Below are 25,058 nucleotides of genomic sequence, written 5' to 3' on the forward strand. Positions count from 1 at the left end.
GGCCGGCCCTTCTGCCACTCCTGTGGGGCGCTGTTCCTGCGCGACGTCCCCTGACCCTGACCCTGACCGGCCAGGGGTTCCTCTTTACCGCCGCAACAGGTCCCGCAAGGCTCCGGCGACGACCACAGGGGCCTCTTCCGCCATGAAGTGGCCGCAGTCGACGGTGGAGTGCCGCAGGTCGGCCGACCACTGCTCCCACAGCGCCGCCGCGTCGAAGCCCAGGGCCGCGCCCCAGTCCTGCTGGAGGACGGCGACGGGCATCCGCAGCCGGTTGCCCGCCGCGCGGTCGGCCCGGTCGTGGTCGGTGTCGATCCCCGACGAGGCCCGGAAGTCGGCCACGATCGAGGGCACCGCCTCGCGGCAGGCGTCCAGGTAGGCGCCGCGCACCTCGGCGGCGATCGACTGCGGGGCGTTGCTCCAGAGGTCGAGGAAGTGGCCGAAGAAGGCGTCCGCGCTCGCGGCGATCAGCTGCTCGGGCAGGCCCGGGGGCTGGGCCATCAGGTAGAGGTGGAAGCCGACGGCGGCACTGGCGCCGTGCATCACGTCCCACATGTCCAGCGTGGGCAGTACGTCGAGACAGGCGAGGTGGGACACCGCGTCGGGGTGGTCGAGTGCCGCGCGGAAGGCGACCAGGGCGCCTCGATCGTGCCCGGCCAGCGCGAAACGCTCGTGGCCCAGCTCTCGTACCAGGGCGACGATGTCGGCGGCCATGGTGCGCTTGGAGTAGGTGTCGGCACCGTTCTCGGCGGGCTTGTCGCTGGCTCCGTAGCCGCGCAGGTCGGGGCAGATCACGGTGTGGTCGGCCGCGAGGTCGGCGGCGACGTGCCGCCACATCAGGTGGGTCTGCGGGAAGCCGTGCAGGAGCACCACTGGGCTGCCCGACCCCCCGACGGCCGCGTTCAGGGACACTCCGTCGGCGACGGGGACGCGCCGGTAGTCGAATCCGGCGATGGTGGCTGCCATGGCTCTCACTCTTTCCGTACTCCTGGATTCCTGGATTCCTGGACTCCTGGACTCCTGGCTGATCGAGCTGATCAGGTGTTTTCCAGCGTGAGGGGCGCGAATGAGCATCTGGTCAGCGCGTTACGGTGCTGAGGGGCCGTGCCCCGGAAAGGGTGGGTGCGAGGTGCAGGTCGAGTTCGGGGTGCTGGGTCCGGTGGGTGCCTGGGACGGTGGCGTCGACGGGTCGCCGATCGTTCTGAAGGGGCCCCGGCACCGGGCGGTGCTCGCCCGGCTCGTCGTTGCCCGCCGCCGTGTCGTACCGGTCGGCCGCCTGGTCGAGGATCTGTGGGCCGAGCCGCCCGCTGCCGCGGTCAGCACCGTCCGTACCTTCGTGGCCGCGCTGCGCCGCGCCCTGGAACCGGAGCGTCCGCCTCGCGCCCCGGCGCGGCTGCTGGTGACCGAGGGGCCCGGGTACGCCCTGCGCGCGGACCCGGACGCGGTGGACGCCTGGCGGTTCGAGCAGGCGGTGGCCGACGCGGCGACGCTGCCGCCGACGGACCGGCTGACGCGTCTGGCGGAGGCGCTGGGCTGGTGGCGCGGGCCCGCGTACGCGGAGTTCGCCGAATCCGGCTGGGCCCGCGCCGAGCGCTCCCGCCTGACGGAGCTGCGGCTGCACGCCGTCGAGCAGCAGGCGGAGGCCCGGCTGGCGCTGGGGCTGGCCGCGGAGGCGGTGCCGGAGCTGGACGCGCACGTCACCGAGCACCCCTGGCGCGAGAACGCCTGGCGGCTGCTGGCTCTCGCCCTGTACCGCACCGGCCGTCAGGGCGACGCGCTCGCGGTGCTGCGCCGGGCGCGCTCGCTCCTGGCCGAGCAGCTGGGGGCAGAACCGGGTCCGCAGCTGCGCCGGCTGGAGACGGACATCCTCCACCACGCCGACCGGCTGTCCTCCCCTGCCGAACGGCTCGGCGGAGTGGACCAGGTGTGGGCGCGGGCGGCCACCGCCTACGACCGTAATGTGGCGCAGGGTTCCCGGGCCCGGCTGGACTCCACCGTGGGTCTGCTGCGGAATCTCGCGGTGACCGGCGGCGGAGGGCTGCGAGCGGTACGGGAGCACCGCCTGGCGACCGTGTCGGCGGCCGAGTCGCTGGGCGATCCGGAACTCACGGCGCGGGTGATCGGCGCGTACGACGTCCCGGCGATCTGGACCCGCTCGGACGACCCCGAGCTGGCGGCGCAGCTCGTGACGGCCGCCGAACGCACCCTGGGCGCCCTGCCGCCCGGGGCCCACGAGGCGGCGCGGGCGCGGCTGTTGGCCACCATCGCCCTGGAGTCGCGCGGCACCCGGGGCGCACGCGGCGCGCAGGCCGCCCGTCTGGCCGTGGAGGCCGCCCGCCGGCTGGACGATCCGGCGCTGCTGGCCTTCGCCCTCAACGGCGCGTTCATGCAGAGCTTCGACCGTACGGGCCTGGCCGCCCGCCGGGACGCCATCGGCGGCGAACTGGTCGCCCTGTCCGCCAAGCACGGCCTGGTCACCTACGAGGTGCTCGGGCATCTCATCCGGCTCCAGGCCCTCGGCGCGCTCGCCGACTTCCCCGCGGCCGACGGCCACGCCGCGGCGGCGGACGGGCTGGCCGAGCTCCACGAACTGCCGTTGGTGGGCGTGTTCACCCAGTGGTACCGGGCGATGCGGCTCGCCTCGGACGGTGTGCGGCCGTCCGCCGACGTCGAAAGGACCTACCGGGCCGCCGCCGCACGGCTGGACGACTCCGGCATGCCCGGTCTGGAACACGGCCTGCTGCCACTCGCCCTGCTGTGCCTGCGCGTCCAGCACGGACTTCCCGTACGGCCGGAGGACCCCACCGACTGGGGACCGTACGAACCCTGGGCACTCCCCCACGTACTGCTGGCGCAGCACCGCCCCGAGGACGCCGCCGCAGCACTGCGCGAGCTCCCGGACCCGCCCCGCGACCTCCTCCAGGAAGCCCTGTGGTGCCTCACCGCACGGGCGGCCCTGGCCGTCGGTGACCGCGAGACCGCGGAACGGGCCCGCACCGCACTCGCCCCGGCCGCGACGGAACTGGCCGGTGCGGGGAGCGGCCTGCTCACCCTGGGCCCGGTCTCCCGACACCTCCGCGACCTGGACACCGCGCTCGCACCCTCGCGGTGAACTGCTTCGAGCCGCTGATCGCTCCATGACATTCTTGAACAGCCTTAGCCAGTTCACCGGTTAACTGTTCACTGTTTCAACGGAAGGGGTGCTCCGCATGAGCAGCATCGCGGTCATCGGTCTGGGAGCAATGGGGAGCCCCATCGCGCACAACCTCCTGCAAGCCGGACACGACGTCGTGGTGTGGAACCGCTCCGACGCGGCCGCCGAGCAACTCGTCGCAGCAGGTGCCCGTCGTGCCGCCTCCGTCGAAGAGGCCATGCACGCGCCGGTGGTCTTCTCGGTCCTGTCCGACGACCGGGCCGTCGCAGCCACCTTCATCGACTCCGGTGTCCTCTCCCGGATCCCGGCCGGGACCCTTCACGTCAACCTCGCCACGGTGAGCGCGGACCTGGCCCGCCGGGTCGGAGCAGCACACTCCGAGGCCGGTGTCGGGTACGTCGCGGCACCGGTCTTCGGCCGTGTCCCGGTCGCCGAAGCCGGAGCACTCAACATCCTCGCGGCCGGTGAGGACGAACTGATCGACCGCGCACAGCCGTTCTTCGACGTGATCGGCTCGCGGACGTGGCGGCTCGGCGACCGTCCCGAGCAGGCCAACATCGTGAAGATCCTCGGGAACTACCTGATCGCCTGCGCCATTCAGTCACTGGGCGAGGCCGTCAGCCTCGCGGAAGGCGCCGGTGTCGACTCCGGGCAGTTCGTCGAGCTGCTGACCTCGACGCTCTTCCCGGGAGCCGTCTACTCGGGCTACGGGTCGATGATCGCCGAACGGCGCTACCAACCGGCCGGATTCACCACGGTCCTGGGCCGCAAGGACCTCCACCTCGCGCTCGACGCGGCGCTCGACCACGACGTTCCGCTCCCGGTCGGCCAGCTCCTGCGGACAGTCTTCGACCAGGCCATCGCCGACGGTCAAGGGGCGGACGACTGGGCGGTCATCGCGGAACAACAACCCCGCTGACCGCACTGACCGCTCTGATCTGACCGCGCCCGCGCCGTGGACTTCGCCATGGCAGATGTCTCTCACCCGGCTCCGACGCTCAGCCCGGCTTGGTCGGAGCTTCCAGGAGTGTGCGGACCTGTTCCACCTCCGGGGTGGTGACCCCGAGGTCGAGGAAAATGGCGAGGGCTTCGCGCAGGGCTTTCCCGGCCGGTTCGGCGGCGGCTGTCGCACGGTGGGTCTGGCCCAGGTGGACAAGGGTTTCGGCCTCGTTGTAGCGGTGGCCCAGTGCGCGGTTGAGGGCCAGGCTGTGGCCGTAGCAGTCGATGGCCTGCGGGTACTCGCCGAGTTGGTGGTGCGCGTAGCCGAGTGTGTCCCAGGTGCCGGCCTGGCCCCGTTCGTCGCCCAGCTCGCGTTGGATGGCCAGCGCCTCCTGGCAGTGGCGCACCGACGCGGTGTGCTCGCCGAGTTCGGCGTGGTCCCAGGCCACCGCGTTCAGGGCGCGGGCCCGTCCCGGGAGGTTGCCGATCTCGGTGAAGAGGCGGACGGCGCACGCGTCGTGGCGGAGGGCGGCGGGTCTGTCGTCCTGACGCTCGTACAGCCAGCCCAGGGCCAGGTGGGTGTGGGCGGCGGAGAGTAGATCGCCGCTGGTCTCCGCGAGGGTGAGGGCGAGGGCGAGTTGGTGGTGGGCTTCGGTGTAGCAACCGGCCTCCGTGCGGGCCCAGGCGAGCGCGCGGTGGGACTCAGCCTGTGCGGCCGGGTCGCCGAGGCGGATCGCGGCGGCCAGGGCAGTGGTGTGCATGGCGGTGACATCGGCCCAGCGCCCGGTGCGCGCCAGGAAGGTGGTGCTCGCCCAGGCCAGCCGCCGTGCCTGGGGATCGTGTCCCGTACGTACGGCGTGGGTGACGCTCTCGACCAGCACGGTGTGCTCGTTCGCGAACCACTCCATGGCCCCCTCGTGCGAGGTGAGTTCCTCAGGGCGGGTGCCGTCGGCCGGCGTGGCCGGCGGGAGCGGGTCGCGGTGGGGCAGCAGGAGCCGGTCGGCGGTGTACGCGGTGTGCGCGTAGTGGTCCAGCAGGCGGGTGAGTGCCGCGTGTGTCGAAGTAGTAGCGGCTGTCGCGGCCGTGGTGTCACGGGTGAGTTCGAGGGCGTACGCGCGCAGCAGGTCGTGGCAGGTGAAGCGGCCGGGGGCGGGTTCTTGTAGCAGGTGGTGGGCCTGGACCCGGCGCAGCCGCGTACGGAGCCGGGTGGGCGGCAGGGCGGTGAGGCTGACGGCTGCGGGCAGGCCGATGTCGGCGCCGGGGGCCTGTGCGAGCTGGAGGAACACCTGGGCCGATTCGGGGTCGAGGGCGAGGTAGGAGGAGGCGAAGACGCTCCGTACGTCGCCGGTGTCCTCCCCGGTTTCCAGGGCGTCGAGCCGGGTTGCGGCATCGCGGAGTTCGGCCGCCAGGGCGGTCAGGGTGAGCACGGGGTTCGTGGTGACGCGGGCGGCGAGGACGCTGATGGCCAGCGGGAGCCCGGCACAGTGCTGGAGGAGCTCGGCCGCTGCGGCCGGTTCCGCGGAGAGACGGTCGGCGCCGAGCCGTCGCACCAGAAGGTCGTGTGCCTCGGCTGCGGAGAGGGTCACCAGGGTGAGCTGGCCCGCGCCGTGGGAGGCGGCGAGCCCGGGGACCTGGTGGCGGCTGGTGACCAGGACCGTACAGGTGGGGCTGCCGGGCACCAGGGGCAGCACCTGCTCGGTGTCGCGCGCATTGTCGAGCACGATGAGCAGGCGCCGCCCCGCGGTCAGGGTCCGGTACATCGCTCCCTGGGACTGCTGGGACGCGGGTAAGGTCCCGGGATCGGCGCCCAGGGTCTCCAGGAAGCCACGGACGACGGCGTACGGGTCGACCGGCTCGCTGGAGGGGGTGAAGCCCTGGAGGTCGGCGTACAACTGGCCGTCGGGGAACCGCTGTTGCTGGTCGTGGGCCCAGCGCAGCGCCAGCCAGGTCTTGCCGACTCCCCCGCTGCCGCAGACGACGGCGATCGGCACGCTGTCGCTGTCCGGGCCGCCGTGTGCCGTCAGCAGCTTGTCCAGCCGGGCCAGTTCGCTGCTGCGTCCGGTGAACGGGGAGGGCGGGGCGGGGAGTTGCCGGGGAGCCCCCTCGGGGGGATGCCCCGGAGGCACGGGGTGCGCGGGGTGCACGGGGTGCGCCGGATGCGGTTCGTTCTCCGGGGCCGGTGGTGCGAGCTGCGGGTCCGAGGTCAGGATCTGCTGGTGGAGGTCGCGCAGGGCCGAGCCGGGGTCGATACCCAGTTCGTCGGCGAGACAACGGCGCACGCCCTGATAGTGGTGGAGCGCGTCGGCGGAACGCCCGGCGCGGTGCAGGGCGAGCATCAGCTGGGCGGCGATACGCTCGTCCAGCGGGTGATCCTCGGCGAGGGCGGGCAGGACGGTGAGCAGCCCGGTGTGGAGTCCGCGACGCAGTTGGAGGTCTCCCCGGTCGAGGGTGGCCGCGAGCCGTTCGGCGTGCGCCGCGTCGCGCTGGGTGTTGAACCAGGGGGTGTCCATGCCGGAACACGCCTCCCCCCGCCAGAGCGCGAGCGCCTCCTCCAGCAGGCGTGCCGCGCGGGCCTCGTCACCGGTGTCTGCGGCCGTCCGGGCTCGGGCGGAGAGGGCCCGGAAGCGGAGGAGATCGATTCCCGAATTCCCGGAGGCTCCGGAGTCTCCCGAGTCTCCCGAGGGGGAGACGGTCAGCTCGTAGCCCCCTGACCGCCGTACGATCCGGGCCTCCTCCGCCGTGGTGCGCAACGCCCGGCGCAGCCTGGAGAGATAGCTGTACAGCGTCGTGCGGGCCCGCTGCGGAGGCCGCTCTCCCCAGACCCGGTCGACGAGTTGGTCCACCGTCACCACCTGGTTGGCCTCCAGCAGCAGTGCCGCCAGGACGTGCTGCTGTCGTACGGGCCCCAGGTCCAGCCGACGCCCGTCCACCCGGACCTCGACCGTGCCCAGCACCCGGAATTCCACCGTCACCCGGAGCCACCCCCCGGAGCGTGATCCTAAGGCTGTAGCGAGCGGCTCTGACCAGCTATTTCAAGCTCTCTTCAAGGTTTGGCCACAATCGGCCGACCAGTGTGGTGGCCACCTCGTCGAGGACGTTCGACGACGGCCAACCGAAGGAGACACCGACATGTCAAGGACCTTGAAGGCCAGGGTCATCGCGGCCTCCGCCGTGGCGGCGGTTGCCGTCGCCACGCCGCTCGTGGCCAGCGGTACGGCCCAGGCCGCGGGTGGTACGGCACCGGCCTGCATCAGCCGCAGCGTCAACACCTCGGCGCACGTCGTCTATCTCGGCAACGTCTGCGGCAAGACCATGCGTGTCCAGGTCGTCTACACCAGCGGCCAGTCCCCGTGCTTCACCATGGCGAGCGGTGCCACGCTGGAAGTGCGGTACGGCTCAAAAACGTACGCGCGTACCGCTGTCTGCTGATCACCGGGGCTCCGGACGCGCGTCAACTCGGCACGATGTGAGGCGCCTTCGGATGGCTTGTTCGTGACCAGTTGAGAGAGAGGACCGGGGCCGGGAGAGGGGCGGGGGCCGGCCTCGGTGACGGGGGGCGATGGGCCTCGCGCTTCCCTTGGGGAGCGCGAGGCCCACTCGCGAGAAACACGACCTGAACTGTCCCGGCCGAACCTCATGAATACCGACGGGCCGCACACACCAGGCACGACGCCGGGCGTGCGGAATCCACTGTCTGCTCACCGGTACACGGTGATACACATCCAACGTGGAAATGGATCTTGCCCAGCAGACGCCGCGGACCTCTGGCGGAGTCACCCGGCACCGGGCGCAGGAGAGCGCGGTGCACACCTACGACGCCCAACTCGCCGCAGGCGCCCCGCAGCCGCTGCCGACCGAGGTCGCCCTTGAGGGTGTCGAGTAGTTCCTGTTCGCCTGCGTGCCCGTCGGCCGCGCCCCGAGCGGCGGTGCGCCGGCGGAGGAATTGATCGAGATCGTCCTCCCCCCTTGGGGGAGTTCGGGCTTGCGGGCAAGGAAGGTGGCGAAAGCCCTCTCGGCCCCTTCGACGGGTTCCACCACCAGACGCGCGGTGAAGACGAGCCCGGCCTGCTTCAGGAGTTCGGCAATCCGCTCGGGCGGCAGCAGATAGGACTCGTAGGACACCGGATGACCGCCGTATGCCTGGGTCGGACGTAGATGCTGGTCGGCCCCTACATGACCGGCCAGCATCAAGCAGCCGCCGGGCGCGAGAGTGCGGTGGAACTCACCGAACACCACCGGCAGCAGCGCCGGTGGGGTGTGGTGGGTGGAGAAGTACGCGAGGACGCCACCGAGGCCGTCGTTCTCCATCGGGAGCGAGGTCATCGAGCCGACGCTGAAACGCAGCTCCGGGTAGGCCTTGCGGGCCAGTTCGACCATGGCGGGCGAGAGATCCACGCCGAACACGGGCACATCCCGCTCGGCAAGGTAGGCCGTGACCTTGCCGGGCCCGCATCCCAGGTCGGCGACTCCGCCGGGGACTTGACCTGGCGGAACCCGGACTTCCCACGCCTTTACGGGGCTGCTACTCGCTGGCCTGCGGGATGCGTCCGCTGCTCGCCAGGGAGCCCAGCCAGTGGGCGGACTTCTTCGGTGTTCGGGTGAAGGTGTCCCGGTCGACCGCGATGAGGCCGAAGGTGGGGCGGTACGAGCCCCATTCGTAGTTGTCCAGTGCGCTCCAGTGGAAGTAGCCGCGTACCTCGGCTCCCTCTCGCATGGCCTCCGCGAGGCCGGCCAGGGCGCGTTGGGTGTAGGCGATGCGGCGGTCGTCGTCGGCGGTGGCGATGCCGTTCTCGGTGACCAGGATCGGGGTGTCCGGGCCTACGGCTCGGGCCGTGTGCCGGACCGCCTCGCCCAGCGCTTCGGGGTAGAACTCCCAGCCGGTGAGGGTGGTTTCGGCATCCTGCGGGACAGGCAGCGGGCCTTCCGGGCCGATGAGGTGGCGGGTGTACGCCTGCACCCCGATCCAGTCGTCCTCGCGCGCGGCGCGCAGGTAGACCTCCTCGCGGAGTTCAGCGTACCTCCGGGCCACCTCCTCGGCTCCCGGCTGGGGGTGGTAGACCTGATTGGCGACCGTCCAGCCGACCTGGAGTTCCGGGTCGAAGTCCTTGAGCGCCTGCTTCGCCGCCCGGTGGGCGCGGATCAGTGCCTGGACGGTCTCGGCGTCGGGTTCGACGGCGGCAGGGTCGTAGGCAGCGGCTCCGGTCCGCTTGCTGGGGGCGAGCGCGTCCCAGCCGTGCTTCTCCGCGAAGCGCATCGCGGCGTACATCAGGGCCATGATGTTGGGTTCGTTGATGGTGGCGACGTAGCGGACCCGTCCGTCCAGGGCTGCGGCGACCGTCCGTGCGTACGCGGCGAACCTCTCCGGGGCGTCGGGTGCGAGCCAGCCGCCGCGCTCGGTGAACCAGCGTGGCGAGGTGAAGTGGTGGAGGGTGACCAGTGGGGTGAGACCACGGGCGTGGGCTCCGTCCACCATGGCCCGGTAGTGGGCGAGGGCGGAGCGGGAGATCCTGCCCGGTTCGGGTTCGATCCGCGCCCATTCGATCCCGAACCGGTAGGCGGTGAAGCCGAGTTCGCGGAGCAGGTCCATGTCCTCGGGCCAGCGGTGGAAGCTGTCGGCGGCATCCCCGCTGGGCTCGGCAACGAAGGTCTCCGGGAGGTTCTCCAGGGCCCACCAGTCGCTGGCGACGTTGTTGCCCTCGATCTGGTGGGCTGAGGTGGAGGCTCCCATCAGGAAGCCGGGCGGGAGGTCGTAGGAGGGAGTGGTCACAGGGAGGGCTCCTCTACTTGTACTTGTTGTACTTGTATGTGCGCGCGCACCGTCGAACCGTGCGCCGCGATTCAGCGGACGCGGCGGATCGGAACGATGCACAGCGCTCCGAGCACGGACAGCAGCAGCGCGAGCGCGAACAGGGGGCGGTAGCCCAGGTACGAGACGACGGTGACCGCGATCAGCGGACTGACGATCTGCGGCAGCGTGTTGGCGACGTTGAGCAGGCCCATGTCCTTGGCCCGGTCGTGTGCGTCGGGCAGCACTTCGGCCATCAGCGCCTGGTCGACCGCGACATAGGTACCGAAGGCCAGTCCTCCGACGGCGGCGAATACGTAGAAGGACGTGAGCGTGGGCGCGACGAGAGGCGGCAGCATGCCGACCGAGGCCAGTAGCGCGGAGGAGATGACGAAGGGCTTGCGGCGGCCGAGCCGGTCGGAGAGCGGTCCGGTGACCGCGATCGCCACTGCGGACAGCAGGGCGATCATGACTCCGCTCGTGGCGATGGCGGCCCCGGCGCGCGAGGTGGGGAGCCCGACGTAGTCGGTGAGGACGTACAGCTTGTACACGAGGATGCACTGCAGTCCGAGCATGGTGAGCAGTCGGCCCGTCAGTGCCCACAGGAAGTCCCTGTCCCGGGGCAGGATGCGGCGGGGCACCGCAGGCCGGTCCCCCTTGGCCGGTGCTTCGGGCGCGGGCCGTGAGCGGTCCGGGGCGGCGAAGAACACCGTGACCGCGCCCACCACGATGATCCACGGGATCCATCGCAGCCCCTGGGCCGGGGTCGCCAGGACGAGTCCCGCACCCACGGAACCGAGGCTCTGGCCGAGCAGTTGGCCCACGCCGATCCAGGAGGACGCCCGGCCGAGCTGCGCCTCATCCACCCGGTCGGCGAGGATCGCGACGAGCGGGCTGACCATGGCGTTCACTGCGATCTGGAAGCAGACCCAGAGCCCCACCACGGCGGCGAAGCTGTTCGCGTACGACAGCGAGAACAGGGCCAGTGCGGCTGCTGTGCCGCCGCCCAGGATCCACGGGTTCCGGCGGCCGTGGCGGGAGCGGGTGCGGTCGGACAGCGTGCCGAAAAGTACGTTGGCCAGCATCCCGGCGAGCGCGCCGACGGCGGCCAGCAGGGCGTAGCGGCTCATTTTCGTCTCGGCGTCCATGGCGCCGAGCAGCGACTGGAGCAGCGGGTTGGACGCGGAGACCGGCACCATCCAGCTCAGGTGCGCCAGGGCGAGGACGGGGCCGAGGCGGCCGAGGCGCCCGGCTGCCCGAGGTGCCTCCGAGGGCACCGCGTCCCCCGGCTCGACGGCGGGCGGCGGGGGCTGTGGTGGGGGCGGGTTCACGGCGGACATGGTCTGCTCCTTTGCAGCTCACTCAAGTCGTCGCGGGCGGCGCCCCCCATGCGCCCCGTGGGCGGAGGCCCGTGGGCGGAAGGGGGCGCGGCGGGTCGGGAGGCAGCAGGCAGGTCCCGCCGCTCAGCGACCGCCGTCCGTGCGCGCCCCGTTCGCGGCGGCCACGAGCTCGGCGACGTGGTCGGGGGTGACGCCCGCCAGGAAGGCGGGCACCCGGTCCAGCGGCAGCGCGGCGGCCATCTCGGAGATCTGCGAAAGGTCGAGGGGTACGGGAGCCTCGTCGGCGAGGGGCTCCAGCGCCGCCGTGAGGAGCGGGCCTCCGACGGGGTCGGCCAGCCACTCCCCCACCGTGGAACCGGCGCTCAGCGGCCGGCGCCGCACCGTGCCCGCCACCTCCACGTCCGTACGGAGACGGATGTCGCGCGAGGAGGCGCCGAGCCGCAGTTCGAACTCTCCCGGGTCCACCGCCCACGCCCGCTCGCGCGGAGACCAGTACGCGAACGCGCGCTCGCCGAGCGCGAGCGTCACCCTGCTGCTCTCGCCCCGGGCGAGGTGCACCTTCGCGAAGCCCTTCAGCTCGTGTTCGGGCCTGCGGATGCGCGGGGCGCGCTGATGTACGTAGAGCTGGACGACTTCGGCGCCGTGGCGCGTGCCGGTGTTGGTGACGGTGCAGGAGACGTCGAAGGAGTGGGGTCCTGTGCGTACGACGTCGGGGTCGTCGTACGCGAAGGTCGTGTAGCTCAGGCCGTGCCCGAAGGGGTGGGCGACTGAGGAGCCCAGGGTGTCGTGGGACCGGTAGCCGACGAACACCCCTTCCCCGTACCGGACATGGCCGTCCTCCCCCGGGAAGTGGAGGTAGGAGGGGGTGTCCTGGAGGCGGAACGGGAGGGTCTCGGTGAGCCGGCCGGAGGGGTTGGCGTGGCCGAAGAGCAGGTCGGCGAGGGCGGAGCCGCCGGCCTGGCCGAGGACCCAACCCTCCAGGACCGCCGCTACCCCGTCCTGCCACGGAGTCACTTGTACGGCCGCGCCGTTGGACAGTACGACGACCAGGCGGTCGGCGTACGGAGCGAGGGCGTCGAGCAGGGCGAGCTGGTTAGCGGGCAGGAGGATGTCGGCGCGGTCGAAGCCCTCGGACTCCGCTTCCTCGGGCAGGCCCAGGAAGAGCAGCACCCGGTCGGCGCCGTCCGCCGCCCGTACCGCTTCCTCCACCAGGTGGGGAGCCGGGCTGCCGTCTGAGGTGAAGCCGGGCGCGTGGCTGACCCTTTCGGGGTCTGCGACGGTGGCGCGGATCGCGTCGAGGGCCGTGTCCACGCGGGTGGGTACGACGTGGGAGCTGCCGCCGCCCTGGAAGCGCGGTGTGTGGGCGAAGGCGCCGATCACGGCGAGGGTGTGGTCGGCCGAGGGATCCAGGGGCAGGATCTCGTGGTCGTTCTTCAGCAGTACGGCCGCTTCGCGGGCTGCTTCACGGGCCAGCGCGTGGTGCGCGTCGGCGTCGAAGTCCGTTGCTGGGGCGGGGTGTTGTGCCGCGTGCTCGACGAGCTTCAGGACGCGTCGTACCGCTTCGTCCAGTACGTGTTCGTCGAGGGCCTTCGCATGGACGGCGTCCACGAGGAGGTGGTCGGTGCCGCTGGGCGGCATCTCCAGGTCGAGCCCGGCGGTGAGCGCCGCGACGCGATCGGCGACCGCGCCCCAGTCGCTGACCACCACGCCCTCGAAGCCCCACTCCTCGCGCAGGACGTCGGTCAGGAGCCAGCGGTTCTGGCTGCACAGGGTGCCGTTGAGGGCGTTGTAGGCGCACATCACGGTGGCCGGGCGGGCCGTGGCGACGATGTGCTCGAAGGCGGGCAGGTAGATCTCGCGGAGCGTCCGCTCGTCCACGTCCGCGCTGATGCGCAGGCGGTCGGTCTCCTGGTTGTTGACCGCGAAGTGCTTGAGCGAGGTGCCGACGCCGAGCGACTGCACCCCCTCGACCCAGGCCGCGCCGAGGTGCCCGGACAGCAGCGGGTCCTCGCTGAGGTACTCGAAGTTGCGGCCGCCCAGCGGCGAGCGCTTGATGTTGACACCGGGGCCGAGCACGACGTTCACGCCCTGCGCGAGTGCCTCGCGGGCGATGGCACTGCCGACGCGTGCGATCAGGGCCGGGTTCCAGGAGGAGCCGAGACCTGCCAGGGGCGGGAAGCAGGTGGCGGGTTCGCTGGTGCCGATCCCGAGGGCGTCCCCGCCGACCGGCTGCTTGCGCAGTCCGTGGGGGCCGTCGGCCAGCTCGGCCGCCGCGATGCCGGCTTCCGGGAGGGCCTGCGTCTGCCAGAAGCCTCCGCCGGAGGTCAGTGCGGCTTTCTGCGCAAGGGACAGGGCGGGTACCGGTGCGGGTGCTCGCTCCGGTGTCGGCGCGGATTCGTCTGCTCGCATGGCGTTCCTTTTTCGTACGGGTTCGTACGTTTCTGTACGGGGCGGCTTCTGTACGGGGCGGTGACGCGGTCGGGCACTTGGCCCAGGGCGGCGGCGCGGCAGCGCGGCGGCCGGTGAGAGCGCCCGGGTCGGCGTCCGGTCAGCATGATTCCGTAAACCTTGAGTGTCAAGGTTTTCAACCACGGCCGTCCGACGGGCGTCGTTCGAGCCGTCTACAATCCCGGGATGACCAGCCCCGGCCGCCGAGGCCCCTACCGCAAGACCGTCGAGCGACGCCGCCAGATCATCGACGCGGCGCTGGCCGCCTATGCCGAGGCGGGCAGCAGGGGAGTTTCCGTACGGGACATCGCGGCCCGGGTGGGGATGACGGACGCGGGCGTCATGCACCACTTCGGCAGCAGGGAGGAACTCCTGACGGCGGTGCTTCGGGCCCGCGAGGAGAGCGACCGGGCCGCGTTCGGCGAGACGAACCGCAACCCGAAGGCCGTACTCGACGTCCTGGCGCACAACGCGACGACACCCGGCCTGGTCAAGCTGTTCCTCGACCTCGCGGCGGCATCGGCCGAGCCCGAGCACCCCGCCCACGACTTCTTCGCCGAGCGCTACCCCCGGATTCGGCAGGGAGCGGCAGAGTCCCTCACCCAACTCGCCGCACAGGACCACGAGTTCGAGGCACGGAGCTCTGCCGTGGAGGCGGACTGGGCGGCGCGCGTGCTGATCGCGGCGATCGACGGGCTGCAGTTGCAGTGGCTGCGCGACCCGCAGATCGACATGGCGGCCGACGTGACCGCGCTCAGCAAGTTGCTCCTGGGGGCACTGCGGGAGAACACGCCCGCGTCGCCGCCGCCCCCGCCCGGATAACAACGGGTGCGAACCGCCCCCGCCATTCACGCCCCCGGCCGCGCGCCCACCGTACGGAACCCACAGTTCCCACTGCTGGAGCCAGGCGTGTTGGCTGGTGGCACAGGTAGGAGCCTCCGCGGGGCGCTGCGCCCAACGGCACAGCCAACAGCCCGACCCCCGGCCCCACTCCCACCAAAGTCGAAGGCCGCTGGGGACAACTCTCCCTGCTCGGCGGCACCATGCTCGTCGACAGCACCGAATCCAGCCTCGTCAGCAGCCAGTTCCGCTCATCAGGCAGTCCCTGGGCGTCTCCGTGGGAGCCCTCGGCGTCCTGGCTTCCCTGGACGCCTTCGCTTCCCCCACGCGCCCCTGACGCCGGGCCGGCCTCTACCCTGATGCGGTGAGCGACTATTCGATGTCAGCCAGCGACGTCCTCGCGCTTGTGGAGCGGTTCGACGCCCATGGCGTGGACGCGTGCATCGGGGGCGGATGGGGCGTGGACGCGCTGCTCGGAGAGCAGACGCGAGAACACTCCGACCTTGACGTCTGGGCGCCGGCCGCACATCTGGAGGCGCTGTTCACCGCGTGCGCGGAAGCCGGTGTCGACCGGATCTTCCCGTGGTCCGGCGACAGGCCGTGGAACTTCGTCCTGCACGACGGTGTTCGGCTGCGGGTCGACCTGCACCTCTACGAGCCGCTCGCGGACGGATCCTTGCACTTCGGATCCGTGGTGGACGGCGGCACCTTTCCGGCCGAAGCACTCGCCGGACACGGAGCGATTGCCGGGACCTCGGTGCGGTGCGAGTCGGCCGAGTGGGCGGTGCGGTGGCATACCGGCTACCCGGCTCGTGATGTCGATCGCCACGACGTGCCGTTGCTGTGCCGGCGGTTCGGGATCCCCCTGCCCGAGGGCTTCGGGCCGCTCGGGGCAGTTGATCGGAGTGATCACCGCACACAGCGACGGCACGTCGAAGTGTCCGGATCGGGGGAATGGACTGACGCCATGAGTGACGGCTTGAGTGACAGCTTGGGTGACGGCATGAACGACGACGACTACGGCGAGATCGCGGACCAGCAGGTGCAAGTCGCCACCCTCCTGATGCACCACGTGTACGCACCGCTGCTGGACGATCAATACGTCAGAGGCGTACTCCCCGCACCGGAACACAAGCCGGCCGTCCGCGCCGTACTGGCCGCCAAAGGCGAAACCGCCCCGGCCCGCCTCACCGCCTTCGAGATCCCACTCCGGGACGGCGAAGGACTGCGGACCCCGCACGACATCGTCGCGCTGCTCCGAGGAGCGAACACCGGGACCCATATCTACCCGTCCAGCGCAGTCACCTCCGTCATGGGCATGGACCTCTACCAGGTCGATCCCACGCAGGTGAAAGAAGCCCCCTTCACCACGGACGACTGGTCCGCCACCCTGCTCCGGACACTGGCCTACCGGTCAGAAGCAGAGAACCCCGCCCGCCTGCGCGGGTTCCTGTTCCTCGAATCAGGCCTCCTGCGGGTGTACATGGACAGCGACGAAGTCCCCGGAGTCATCGGAGCCGAGGTGAAACCCGGCGGTGCACTCACTGCTCTCCTGGCGGTGCTGCCGTCCATGCTGGAGGAGAAGTGGCGGGCCCTCACCGACACCGATGACCCGCACTGCCGTTACGTGGTGGACCTCACCGACTGGTAGGACCGACCTGGACGGGAATATCGCCTGGCTGCCGCGTTAGCGGTGCCGGTATGGTCCGGTCTCCAGCACCGCCCGTGCCGACGGGCAACGTACAGAAAGCGATGCACATGACCAGCCGGCGAGCAACGACGACCCTGTGGCGCCCGACCGGCCCCAAGGAGCTGGACCTGGTCCGGGACCTGGGCTGGCAGGCCTGGCCTCCCCGGCTGCCGGAGCAGCCGATCTTCTACCCGGTCCTCAACGAGGACTACGCGATCAGGATCGCGCGGGACTGGAACGTGAAGCACGACGGCGCCGGCTTCGTCACCCGTTTCGAGGTCGAGTCGGAGTTCCTGAAGCGGTATCCCGTCCAGCAGGCGGGCGGGCGGACGATTCTCGAACTCTGGGTTCCGGCGGAGGAGTTGGAGAACTTCAACGCGCACATCGTCGGAGAGATCCAGGTGGTTCACGAGTTCCGCTGAGGCGCCGAAGCACCGAGGCACCGAGGCCGGGGCACTTGGCGAACTGGCGGCGGAGCCAGGCACGGCCCTTGCCGTCCCGGCTCGTGTACGTGGGTTGCTGGTGGGGCAATGCGGCGGCGACGAGCATCTGTCCGTTGACCGTCAGCAGCAGTGGACTGGGCGCCGAAAGGGGTGCAGGGCGCGGGAGTTCGTAGTGGGGCATGGCTTCTACGCTCGTTCGTGGTGGCCCCTCGCGTCCAACACCTGTCCTGTCCGCATTCACGCACCTGTGTTGTCAGTGCTGGCCGCGACGGTAGATTGCCCGGATGTCCCGCGATTTCGATCCCCGTCTCCTGCGTGCCTTCGTCGCTACCGCCGAGGAACTGCACTTCACGCGCGCCGCCAGTCGGCTGTACGTGGCTCAGCAGGCGCTGAGCCGGGACGTTCGGCGACTCGAACTCGCCCTGGGCGGGCGTCTGTTCGTGCGGACCACCCGGCAGGTCCAGCTCACTCCCGAAGGTGCGCGGCTCCTGCCGTACGCCCGTGAAGTGCTCGCCGCGCACGACGCGTTCGCAGCCGCGGCTTCGGTACGTGAGCAACGGCCGCTTCTCGTCGACGTCGGGGACTTGGTGGCCACCGGGCACAAGGTGCTGGAGGAGACCCGGCGCGCTCACCCCGAGCTGGAACTCGTCGCCCGCTTCCACAGCGGCCTCACCGGGGCCGCCCGGGCGATCCTCGACGGTTCCCTCGACGCCTCGTTCGGGCGCTTCGCCGGACTCGCTCCCGCGGTGGCCGCGCGGCTTTCCCACCGGCCGGTGCGGTACGAGCGGATGGCCGTGCTGCTGCCCGAGGACCATGCCCTGTGCGCACTCGACCGCGTCCCGCTGAAGGCCCTGGCCGGCCGGACCCTCTATGCCGCGGCCGGCAACCAGTCCGCTGCCGAGTGGACCGACCTCGCCACCCGGCTGTTCGACGGGCACGGCATTCACCTGGCGGAGCCCTTCCCGGAGATCGAGGGGCCGGAGGAGTTCATGCGCGTCGTGCGCAAGCGGGGCTGGTGGGTACTGGGGAGCACGGAGTTCATCGACTTCCCCGGCATGGCCCTGCGACTGCTGAGCGACCCGGTGCCCCTCTCGCCCGTCTCCCTGGTCTGGCGTACCGGCCTCGGCCATCCGGCGCTCGACGCCCTCGCCGACACCGCCCTGCGGCTGGCGCGGGAGCACCACTGGCTCGACGTACCGCCGGATGCGTGGCTGCCGCCGCAGGACAGAGCGGCGATGCGGGAGGGTGCCGACTCAGGACGGCTTACCGTGCACGAGGGTGTCAGTTCGCGCGCTCGACCCAGATCGGGAGTTCGGCGAGACCGTTCATGACGCCGGTTTCGTGGAAGCGCAGCTCCGACGGCTCCACCGTCAGGCCGAAGCTCGTTGTTCCCGCGAGGAACACGCGCAGGGCCTGTGCCGCGATCAGGCGGGTGACGGGAATGCCCAGGCACGAGTGCCGTCCGCGGCCGAACGTGAGGTGGTCGGACTCCTGACCGCGCGTGGGATCAAACCTGTGGGCATCGGGAAATACCGACGTGTCCCTGTTGCAGGCGTCCACCCCGATGACGAGCAAAGTGCCTGCGGGGACCGCGTACTTGCCTATGGCGGACGGTTTCTTCGTCATCCGGTAGATGCCCCGCCCGATCGGGCTCGCGTACCGCTGCACCTCGTGGACGAGGCCGGGCAGCAGCGTCTCGTCGTCGCGTACGAGGCTCTGGGTCTTCGGGTCCTGTGCCAGGCAGAGGATGCCGTTCGTGATCAGTGCCGCCAGCACCTCGACGCCCGACAGTGCGAGCAGCCGGGTGTTCGCCGCGACCTGCCGGTCCTCGATGGAGGGCAGTTCGGCCATCAGGTCCGATACGAGGTCATCGGCGGGGTGGGCGCGCCTGTCGCCCACCCAGTCGACGAGCGTGCCGTCGAGTTCGCGTACCGGGCATCCCTCGTAGACCGCGGTCCGCAGGGCCGAGACGAGCTTCGCGTCGAGTCCGAGCAGGCGCGACATGACGCTGTCGGCGATGGGCTCGCCGATCGACTCGACCGCGTCGAGCCTTCCCAGCGCGAGCGCGTTCTCGATCACGTGCTGGACGTCCTGGATCAGCTGGTCCGAGACGTCGCGCACGCGCGTGTCGATGACCCTCCGCAGTGCGCGCCGGACGCGTCGGTGCTCTTCTCCGTCGGTCTGGTTGACCGAGAAGATCATGTCGGACGTCGTCGTATCGGAGTGCGGCTCGGCCAGGTCGTCGAAGACGCTGGCCATGAGTTCGCCCGCGCTGCCGTAGGTGTCGACGTCGGACAGGATGCGGGTGGCTTCGGCGTGGTCGTTCACGACGAGTCCCACCCCTGCCGTTCCCATGCGCATCGGAACGATGGTGGCGGCCGGGTCCGCTGGCCCGCCCGGCATGGTCCACTCGTCGAGTGTCCTGCGGAAGAGAATGTTGCCTTCAGACACACCAGACTCCTTGCCTTACGGCAATTCCCACACAGTGGTCGCCGGAACGAAAGACGAGGTCGTGCAGTTCGAGTGCGTGCAGACTGGCCGCCTCGGCGGGGGTGATCGTGTGCGCCCAGTTACTTTCGTCGAGAACGGCTGCCGCCGGTTGCGAGCGGTCGACATCGATGCGGCGGCGTTCCCCGTGGCGGGTGTCCTCGATGGCCAGGAAGGTGGGGCCGCGTCGGACGACCAGGGCTTCCGCTTGCGGTGCCGACCATGCGAAGGTGCCGTCCGGCTGCCTCGGCGGGTCGAGGTGGCGAAGGGACCCGACCTCCAGGGCGCCGCAGTCGCCGCTCCACGAGACCCGCAGACCGACGCCGCGCGCGTCGCGGAGCAGGGCGATGAGGGAGACGAGTGAGCGATCGTCCATCTCCGCCATGGCGTGCTGGCCGACCAGTCGGACTCCGGCGTATCCCGACCTGGTCAGGGCGACGAGGTTCTCCCTGCTCCGTACCGTCTGGAGGTTCACCGGCGCGAAGAGCTTGCGCCGGTTCGATCGCCGCTCTGCTGTCTGGTTCGTCACCAACGCAATCCCGTCGCGAGTGCCAAGTAGGTGGCATCTTCATGGAAAACCATGCCGAGTTCCGTCCAGTGCTCGACGAGCTCTTCGAGCCGGCCTTCCCGTACGGCGATCCCCAGCGAGCTCATCGCGGAGGCGAGTGCGGGAAGCGTTTTGCCCTTGGCCAGGGCTCGGTAGGCCTCGGCCTCAAGGCCCGGGTGAAGCACCACCTCGCGGGAGGGCCAGGAGGGCCGGTCGTCGACGACGACGAGCGAGTCGTCCGCCGCCGGAAGGGCGACCAGCCGCGAAGTCATCGCGTGGTCCTTCCAGTTCGTGACCGCTCCGCGCAGCAGCTCGAACGTGTCCGGTGAGATACCGGCTGGCTCTGAGTCGAATACGTAGACGAAGTCGTCGAGGCCCTCCACCACCCCCTCGTAGGCGTTCACCAGGTTGCGTGCGGGACCGAGGGCCTGGAGGCCGAGTTCCGGGTCGTCGAAGTAGGGGCTGAAGCGTTCCAGCTTGATCGGGAACACTCCGGCGGGTGGTGTCAGATGGTGGAGGGACGGGAGCGAGTCGATCAACGTCGTGTAGTCGCGGTCCTCCTCCCCGGGAAACCCCACGAGAATGTTCCACGACGGATAGATCCGGCAGGTGGCACAGTCCCGTAGGAATCGCACGTTCTGCCATCCGGTCACGCCCTTGCGCATGATGCGCAGGATGCGGGTGCTGAGGCTCTCGATGCCCGGCTGCAACTGCGTGAATCCGGCGCGTGCGAGGGATTCGAGCTGCCCGAAGTTGAGGTTCGACTTCACCTCGGCGAACAGCCGCACGTCCCATTCGGCGGGCAGTGCCAGATCCGTGGTCAGTCGTACGACATGGTCGGGCGCCAGGATGTTGTCGGAGAACACCAGGTCGAGCACGTTGTGCCGGCGGATGGCCCGGCTGGCTTCCGCTTGCACGCGCTCGGCGGGCTTGGCGCGGTGGGCCATGGCCGACCCGTTCAAGCCACAGAACGTGCAGTGGTGCTTCGCGCCCCACCAGCACCCTCGGCTGGCTTCCAAGGGAATCTTGACATCGACTAGTTTTCCGGTCGGTGACTTCCCCAAGTCGCGGAAGTAGTGGTCGTAGACGGGCTCCGGCACCGCGTTCATGGAGACGGGGGTCCGTCCGATGGGGTTGCTCACCGAGGTTCCGTCGACGGCGGACCGCCAGCACAGGCCGGGTACGTCACGCAGCAGTTCGTCGTGCTTGCTCATGTCGCCGCTGCGGAATCCCGCGATGTGGGCGACGAGTGGTTCGATCGAGCGTTCCGCCTCGCCCCGGATCACGTAGTCGAACTCCGTGCGCACGCGGTGGACTGCCGTACCTTGAACGCCGTCGCAGTTCGCGCCGCCGAGAATCGTGACGATGCCCGGGGACAGCTCCTTGACGCGGTGCGCGAGCGCGAACGAGGCGATGTTCTGGTCGAACGTCGTCGTCAGCCCCAGGACGTCGATGCCTGACGACACGAGTTCTCGGGCCAGCCCGTCGATGAAGGCGGGCGCCGCGCGGAACATCGCGCAGTAGGCGTCAGCGTGCTCACTGTCGCGCACGAGCTCGTAGAAGCTCGTGCGACGTGGGTCGACACCGGGGCGGAAACAGCTGGAGAAAACCCATTCGCCGACCCCGAACACCTCGGCGTCGACGATGAGTTCGTAGTGGTCGCGTTCGAGGCCCGCCTCCCGGACCAGGTAATCCAGCCACTGGATGTTGCCGTAGACGACATCGAGCTTCTCGACCTCTCCGCGCTGCCCGAAGAGCGGAGCGATCGTGCTCAGCGCCAGCGAGGGCATGTCCACCACGGCCCAGGGCATGCAGACCAGCGCGACCGAAAGGGAATCCTCGTGCACGACCGGCGGGACGAGATCCAGCACGGGTCGGTTGTGCCGCCCGATCTGCATCAATTCCACTGCGACTCCTCATCGTTGGTCTGTTTCAGGATGCCTCTGGGTCGGCGGACTTCTCTGTTTTCTCTGTTTTCTCTGTTTTCTCTGGCTTGTCTGGCCTGTCCTTCCCGTCTGTCTTGGTGGCCACCCGCGCATGCCGGAAGAGCACCGGGAGCCACAGCAGACATGCCAGCACGGGGACCCCTCCGTAAAGGGCCATGCCCATGCTTGAGCCGAACCCGTCCATGAGCGCGCCGAGGACGAGGTAGCCGCTGCCGATGAGCACCGACTCCACGAACGCGATCATCGACAGCAGGCTCGCCCGGTGGCGCGACGGCACTGCCTCGTTGAACACGTTGTCCACGAGTACGGCGGTGATCTCGGGAATTCCGACCAGGAGCAGGAACGCGGCGATGGTGACCCAGACAAGGCCGAAGCCGCTCAGGCCGAGTGCCGCAGCGAGAATCAGGAGGGACACCGGAACGATGACCCGATAGCCGATGCGCCGGTCCGCGCGGTCCGACAGCAAGGGAACGAGTCCGCTGACGAAGAATCCCGCCGATATCACCACACTGACCAACGCGGTCCCCGCCCCCTGATCGGAGAGGGTCTTCTGCGTGAAGATGATGTACGGCGTCAACGTCGCGTGCATCAGCCCGGACACCAGGACGAGCGTCACGAGCGCCGGTGTGGCGACCCGGAGCATCGCCCGCCACGCCGTGGTGTCGATGTGCTCCTTCCCGGCTCCGTCCTGCTGCTCGTCGACCGCGTCCGCGCCCCGGATCTCGGGCACCCGTGACATCAGCACCACCACGGCCAGCACGAGGCACGCCGCCGAGCCGATGTAGACGACTCCCCAGGAAATCTGCTGCAGTTGGCCGCCGAGGACGATGGCAATTCCTGAGGTGACCGTCCCGAGCATGGTGTAGCGGGACCTGATCTTGACGTAGCCGGTCGTCGCGCCACGGCGTACGAGCAGGTCGTACAGGAGGGCGGTGTCCGAACCGGACACACAGGCCATGCCCACGCCCTGGCCGATGAACAGCGCCAGGAAGAGCCAGTAGTTGGTGGACGCCACCTGACCGAGCAGGCATGCGGCGATCAGCACCTGGCCGATCACGATGCTGGCCCGCCTGCCGATCCGGTCGGCGATGATTCCGGTCGGCAGCTCCGCAAGTCCGCTGACCAGGTAGAGCAGTGTCTGCAGCAGGGCCACCTGCCCGACGGAGAAGCCCCGTTCATAGAGGAAGAGGACGAACACGCCGCGCTGGAACAGCGAGTTGGCGAGCACGGCGTACACGTAGAACGGGCGCGCGACGCTTCGTGCCGCATCGTCAACTGCGGCCGACCCGTGGAGGGCCTCCGTGGTGCCGGTCATGCTGCGGGCTCTCCCTGGGGACTTTGGTAACTCTGGTGGTTCCGATGATTCAGATGAATCAGGCAATTCCGGTAATTCCAGTAATTCCGGTGATCATTGGTGCGGGGCCTCGTGCACCTACCAGCTCACGGGCATCTTCTTGACGCCGTACCCGAGCCCGTCGTCCATGAACGGGAGGTCGCCGAGGTCGACGGCCAGGGACAGTGTCGGAATGCGCCGGAACAAGGCGGCGAACACTACCTGGAGCTCCAGGCGGGCCAGGGGCTGGCCGGTGCACTTGTGCACACCGAACCCGAAGGCGAGCTGCTGGCTGGCATCGCGGCGCAGGTCCAGCCGCCCGGCACCGGGGAACACCTTCTCGTCGCGGTTGCCGATCTCCTCCGGGAGGATCAGCCCCTCGCCGGCGCGGATCACCTGTCCCGCGATCTCGATGTCGTCCACGGCCACCCGGCGACGGCCGGGCTGGACGGTGGTCAGGTACCGCAGCAGCTCGTCGACGGCTGCGGCGACCTGCGGGCCGTCGGAGTCGTTCAACACGGGGATCTGGTCGGGCTGTTGCAGCAGGGCCAGCGTGCCCAGCGCGATCATGCTGGCCGTGGTCTCGTGCCCCGAGATCAGCAGGAACAGGACCAGCATCACCAGTTGGTGCCGGTTCAGCTGGCCGGTGGCCAGACGTTCGGTGGCCAGTTGGGACAGCAGGTCGTCCTCGGGGGCGGCGAGCTTGCGGCCGATCAGCTTGGCCAGGTAGAGGTACAGCTCGCGCTGGGACTTGTCCACGTCCTCGTCGGGGACGTCGCTGCCGGTCATCGTCCTGATGGCGTGCTGGAAGAAGTCGTGGTCCTCGTAGGGGACGCCGAGCACGTGGCAGATGGTGATGGACGGAATCGGCAGGGCGAAGTCCGCCACGAAGTCCGCCGGGTTCGGTCCTGCCAGCAGAGCGTCGATGTGGTCGTCGACCACTTGCTGGACCGTGGGCCGCAGTTGCTCGACCTTGCGGGGAGTGAAGGGACGGGCGATCATCCGGCGCAGCCGGAGGTGCTCGGGGCCCTCCATCGCGGTCAGGAACTGGCCCTCTTCATGGTGGTCTTGCAGGAACTTGCTGTGGAACGGGTAGCCCGGCTGCATCCAGTCCGCGCTGACCCGGCGGTCCGACAGCAGCGCGCACTGCTCCGCGTGCCTCGTCACCAGCCACGGAGTGCTGTCGTCCCAGAGCCGGACCCGGACCAGCGGCGCCTGTTCCTGCAGCTCGGCGAGCCCGGGTGCCGGATCCAGCGGACAGCCGGATGCCCTGGGCATCGGAAAGAGCGGGGCTGCCGTGGATTCCAGATCAGGAACATTGGCCTGCGAAGACGTCACAATCCTAGCTCCGTTCCGAATGTCACATAACGGAAGACAAAACGAGAAGTGGGGGCCGATGGCACCCACGGACCCTGCTGAATACGCTGAATTGCGGAATTACCGGGCTCATTGAACGAGTGATCGCCGCATCGGCGCGCTTGTACGCCGAAGAAGAGCAGAGCAAACAGCGACCTCTCCCGCTTGGCACTGTTCCGGACCGCAGCAGCCTACCCAGACTCGATCAAGCCCTACAAGGGGCGGGAAAGGCCCGGCATCCGCCGGTCGGCGGCCACCGATGCCCCACGAGGTGCCCCAACCGGAGCCGTGCCGGAGCCATGAAACCCGCCTCCCCCTCCGGCGCAGGCAGCCCCGGACCCTTCGCGTCCGCCGCCCGGGAAGAGGCCCCCGCCGGCAGAGCCGGCCCCTCCGTACCCCAGAGAACTCCATCGCCGCAGGCCACAGGCATTTCCTCATTCCCCACAACATCATTGCCGAACTTAAACCTCTGGATCCGGGACAGATGTGACGCCAGGAAACGTGTGCAGGCCCCATTGACGAGAAGCCAAAGACTGTATGAGATAAGGATGTTGGAGTCAGTCAAGGTAAAGAGAGGTAAAAAATGACGCAGGCAGTGCAGGACCGCACGTCGACCGTGACGGACGCGGCAGAGCCGGACATGGTGCTCTTTTCCGACGAGGAAGGTCTGGACCTTGCGGACGACGTCGAGCTGATCACCCTGTCATCGGCCACATTGGGTGCCATCGTCGCGCGGCGCTGCTGATCGCATCT

General features: G+C 69.8%; 18 protein-coding genes and 1 pseudogene. 8 read left to right on the top strand and 11 right to left on the bottom strand.

Annotation, left to right across the window (positions count from 1 at the left end; translation table 11 throughout):
• Window positions 1-84: 84 nt before the first annotated feature.
• Window positions 85-963, bottom strand: coding sequence for an alpha/beta fold hydrolase (locus ACZ5PB_RS21935; protein ID WP_468693386.1), 879 nt, complete (start codon window positions 961-963; stop codon window positions 85-87).
• Window positions 964-1,126: 163 nt separating this feature from the next.
• Here ACZ5PB_RS21935 and ACZ5PB_RS21940 point away from each other — a divergent pair, with 163 nt between their 5' ends.
• Together ACZ5PB_RS21940 and ACZ5PB_RS21945 are read left to right on the top strand one after the other, a co-directional pair.
• Window positions 1,127-3,109 carry an AfsR/SARP family transcriptional regulator gene (locus ACZ5PB_RS21940; RefSeq protein ID WP_468693387.1) on the top strand — a complete coding sequence of 661 codons (1,983 nt, stop codon included), beginning with the start codon at window positions 1,127-1,129 and terminating at the stop codon, window positions 3,107-3,109.
• A 97-nt stretch (window positions 3,110-3,206) separates the two neighbouring features.
• Window positions 3,207-4,070 carry an NAD(P)-dependent oxidoreductase gene (locus ACZ5PB_RS21945; protein ID WP_468693388.1) on the top strand — a complete coding sequence of 288 codons (864 nt, stop codon included), beginning with the start codon at window positions 3,207-3,209 and terminating at the stop codon, window positions 4,068-4,070.
• A 79-nt stretch (window positions 4,071-4,149) separates the two neighbouring features.
• Here ACZ5PB_RS21945 and ACZ5PB_RS21950 read toward each other — a convergent pair whose 3' ends face one another.
• Window positions 4,150-7,062: an AfsR/SARP family transcriptional regulator gene (locus ACZ5PB_RS21950; protein WP_468693389.1), complete on the bottom strand. Its 2,913-nt coding sequence runs from the start codon at window positions 7,060-7,062 to the stop codon at window positions 4,150-4,152.
• A gap of 157 nt (window positions 7,063-7,219) precedes the next feature.
• Here ACZ5PB_RS21950 and ACZ5PB_RS21955 point away from each other — a divergent pair, with 157 nt between their 5' ends.
• Window positions 7,220-7,519: a hypothetical protein gene (locus ACZ5PB_RS21955; protein WP_468693390.1), complete on the top strand. Its 300-nt coding sequence runs from the start codon at window positions 7,220-7,222 to the stop codon at window positions 7,517-7,519.
• Between the two features lie 546 nt (window positions 7,520-8,065).
• Here the strand turns inward: ACZ5PB_RS21955 and ACZ5PB_RS21960 are convergent.
• The 4 genes and pseudogenes from ACZ5PB_RS21960 to ACZ5PB_RS21975 form a co-directional block, all read right to left on the bottom strand.
• A pseudogene (locus ACZ5PB_RS21960) lies at window positions 8,066-8,563 on the bottom strand (class I SAM-dependent methyltransferase); the annotation flags it as partial.
• 49 nt (window positions 8,564-8,612) lie between these two features.
• On the bottom strand, window positions 8,613-9,857 hold the full coding sequence (locus ACZ5PB_RS21965; RefSeq protein ID WP_468693391.1) for a glycoside hydrolase family 1 protein: 1,245 nt from the start codon (window positions 9,855-9,857) through the stop codon (window positions 8,613-8,615).
• Between the two features lie 71 nt (window positions 9,858-9,928).
• Window positions 9,929-11,215: an MFS transporter gene (locus tag ACZ5PB_RS21970; RefSeq protein ID WP_468693392.1), complete on the bottom strand. Its 1,287-nt coding sequence runs from the start codon at window positions 11,213-11,215 to the stop codon at window positions 9,929-9,931.
• A 123-nt stretch (window positions 11,216-11,338) separates the two neighbouring features.
• Window positions 11,339-13,624, bottom strand: a complete 2,286-nt coding sequence (locus ACZ5PB_RS21975) for a glycoside hydrolase family 3 C-terminal domain-containing protein (RefSeq protein ID WP_468693393.1) — start codon at window positions 13,622-13,624, stop codon at window positions 11,339-11,341.
• A gap of 225 nt (window positions 13,625-13,849) precedes the next feature.
• Here ACZ5PB_RS21975 and ACZ5PB_RS21980 point away from each other — a divergent pair, with 225 nt between their 5' ends.
• The 4 genes from ACZ5PB_RS21980 (at window position 13,850) to ACZ5PB_RS21995 (ending at window position 17,967) form a co-directional block, all read left to right on the top strand.
• On the top strand, window positions 13,850-14,485 hold the full coding sequence (locus ACZ5PB_RS21980; protein WP_468693394.1) for a TetR/AcrR family transcriptional regulator: 636 nt from the start codon (window positions 13,850-13,852) through the stop codon (window positions 14,483-14,485).
• A 382-nt stretch (window positions 14,486-14,867) separates the two neighbouring features.
• The gene (locus ACZ5PB_RS21985; protein ID WP_468693395.1) at window positions 14,868-16,154 is read left to right on the top strand and encodes a nucleotidyltransferase domain-containing protein; all 1,287 of its coding nucleotides are present in this window, start codon (window positions 14,868-14,870) and stop codon (window positions 16,152-16,154) included.
• Window positions 16,155-16,261: 107 nt separating this feature from the next.
• Window positions 16,262-16,615 carry a hypothetical protein gene (locus ACZ5PB_RS21990; RefSeq protein ID WP_468693396.1) on the top strand — a complete coding sequence of 118 codons (354 nt, stop codon included), beginning with the start codon at window positions 16,262-16,264 and terminating at the stop codon, window positions 16,613-16,615.
• Between the two features lie 305 nt (window positions 16,616-16,920).
• On the top strand, window positions 16,921-17,967 hold the full coding sequence (locus ACZ5PB_RS21995) for a LysR family transcriptional regulator (RefSeq protein WP_468693397.1): 1,047 nt from the start codon (window positions 16,921-16,923) through the stop codon (window positions 17,965-17,967).
• Here the strand turns inward: ACZ5PB_RS21995 and ACZ5PB_RS22000 are convergent.
• The 5 genes from ACZ5PB_RS22000 to ACZ5PB_RS22020 form a co-directional block, all read right to left on the bottom strand.
• Window positions 17,918-19,087, bottom strand: coding sequence for a cytochrome P450 (locus ACZ5PB_RS22000; protein WP_468693398.1), 1,170 nt, complete (start codon window positions 19,085-19,087; stop codon window positions 17,918-17,920). The two genes, ACZ5PB_RS21995 and ACZ5PB_RS22000, sit on opposite strands and share 50 nt — an antisense overlap.
• Window positions 19,080-19,652 (bottom strand): DUF5825 family protein, encoded by a 573-nt coding sequence (locus ACZ5PB_RS22005; RefSeq protein ID WP_468693399.1) that lies wholly within the window; start codon window positions 19,650-19,652, stop codon window positions 19,080-19,082. The genes ACZ5PB_RS22000 and ACZ5PB_RS22005 overlap by 8 nt, the downstream gene beginning before the upstream one ends.
• Window positions 19,649-21,568, bottom strand: coding sequence for a RiPP maturation radical SAM C-methyltransferase (locus tag ACZ5PB_RS22010; protein ID WP_468693594.1), 1,920 nt, complete (start codon window positions 21,566-21,568; stop codon window positions 19,649-19,651). The genes ACZ5PB_RS22005 and ACZ5PB_RS22010 overlap by 4 nt, the downstream gene beginning before the upstream one ends.
• Window positions 21,569-21,602: 34 nt before the next feature.
• On the bottom strand, window positions 21,603-22,931 hold the full coding sequence (locus tag ACZ5PB_RS22015; protein ID WP_468693400.1) for an MFS transporter: 1,329 nt from the start codon (window positions 22,929-22,931) through the stop codon (window positions 21,603-21,605).
• A 117-nt stretch (window positions 22,932-23,048) separates the two neighbouring features.
• Window positions 23,049-24,227: a cytochrome P450 gene (locus ACZ5PB_RS22020; protein WP_468693401.1), complete on the bottom strand. Its 1,179-nt coding sequence runs from the start codon at window positions 24,225-24,227 to the stop codon at window positions 23,049-23,051.
• A gap of 661 nt (window positions 24,228-24,888) precedes the next feature.
• On the opposite strand from ACZ5PB_RS22020, the gene ACZ5PB_RS22025 reads away from it, so the two are divergent.
• Window positions 24,889-25,050, top strand: a complete 162-nt coding sequence (locus ACZ5PB_RS22025; RefSeq protein ID WP_468693402.1) for a hypothetical protein — start codon at window positions 24,889-24,891, stop codon at window positions 25,048-25,050.
• The last annotated feature ends 8 nt before the right edge of the window (window positions 25,051-25,058 follow it).

The organism is Streptomyces sp. NPDC032721, from assembly GCF_055579625.1.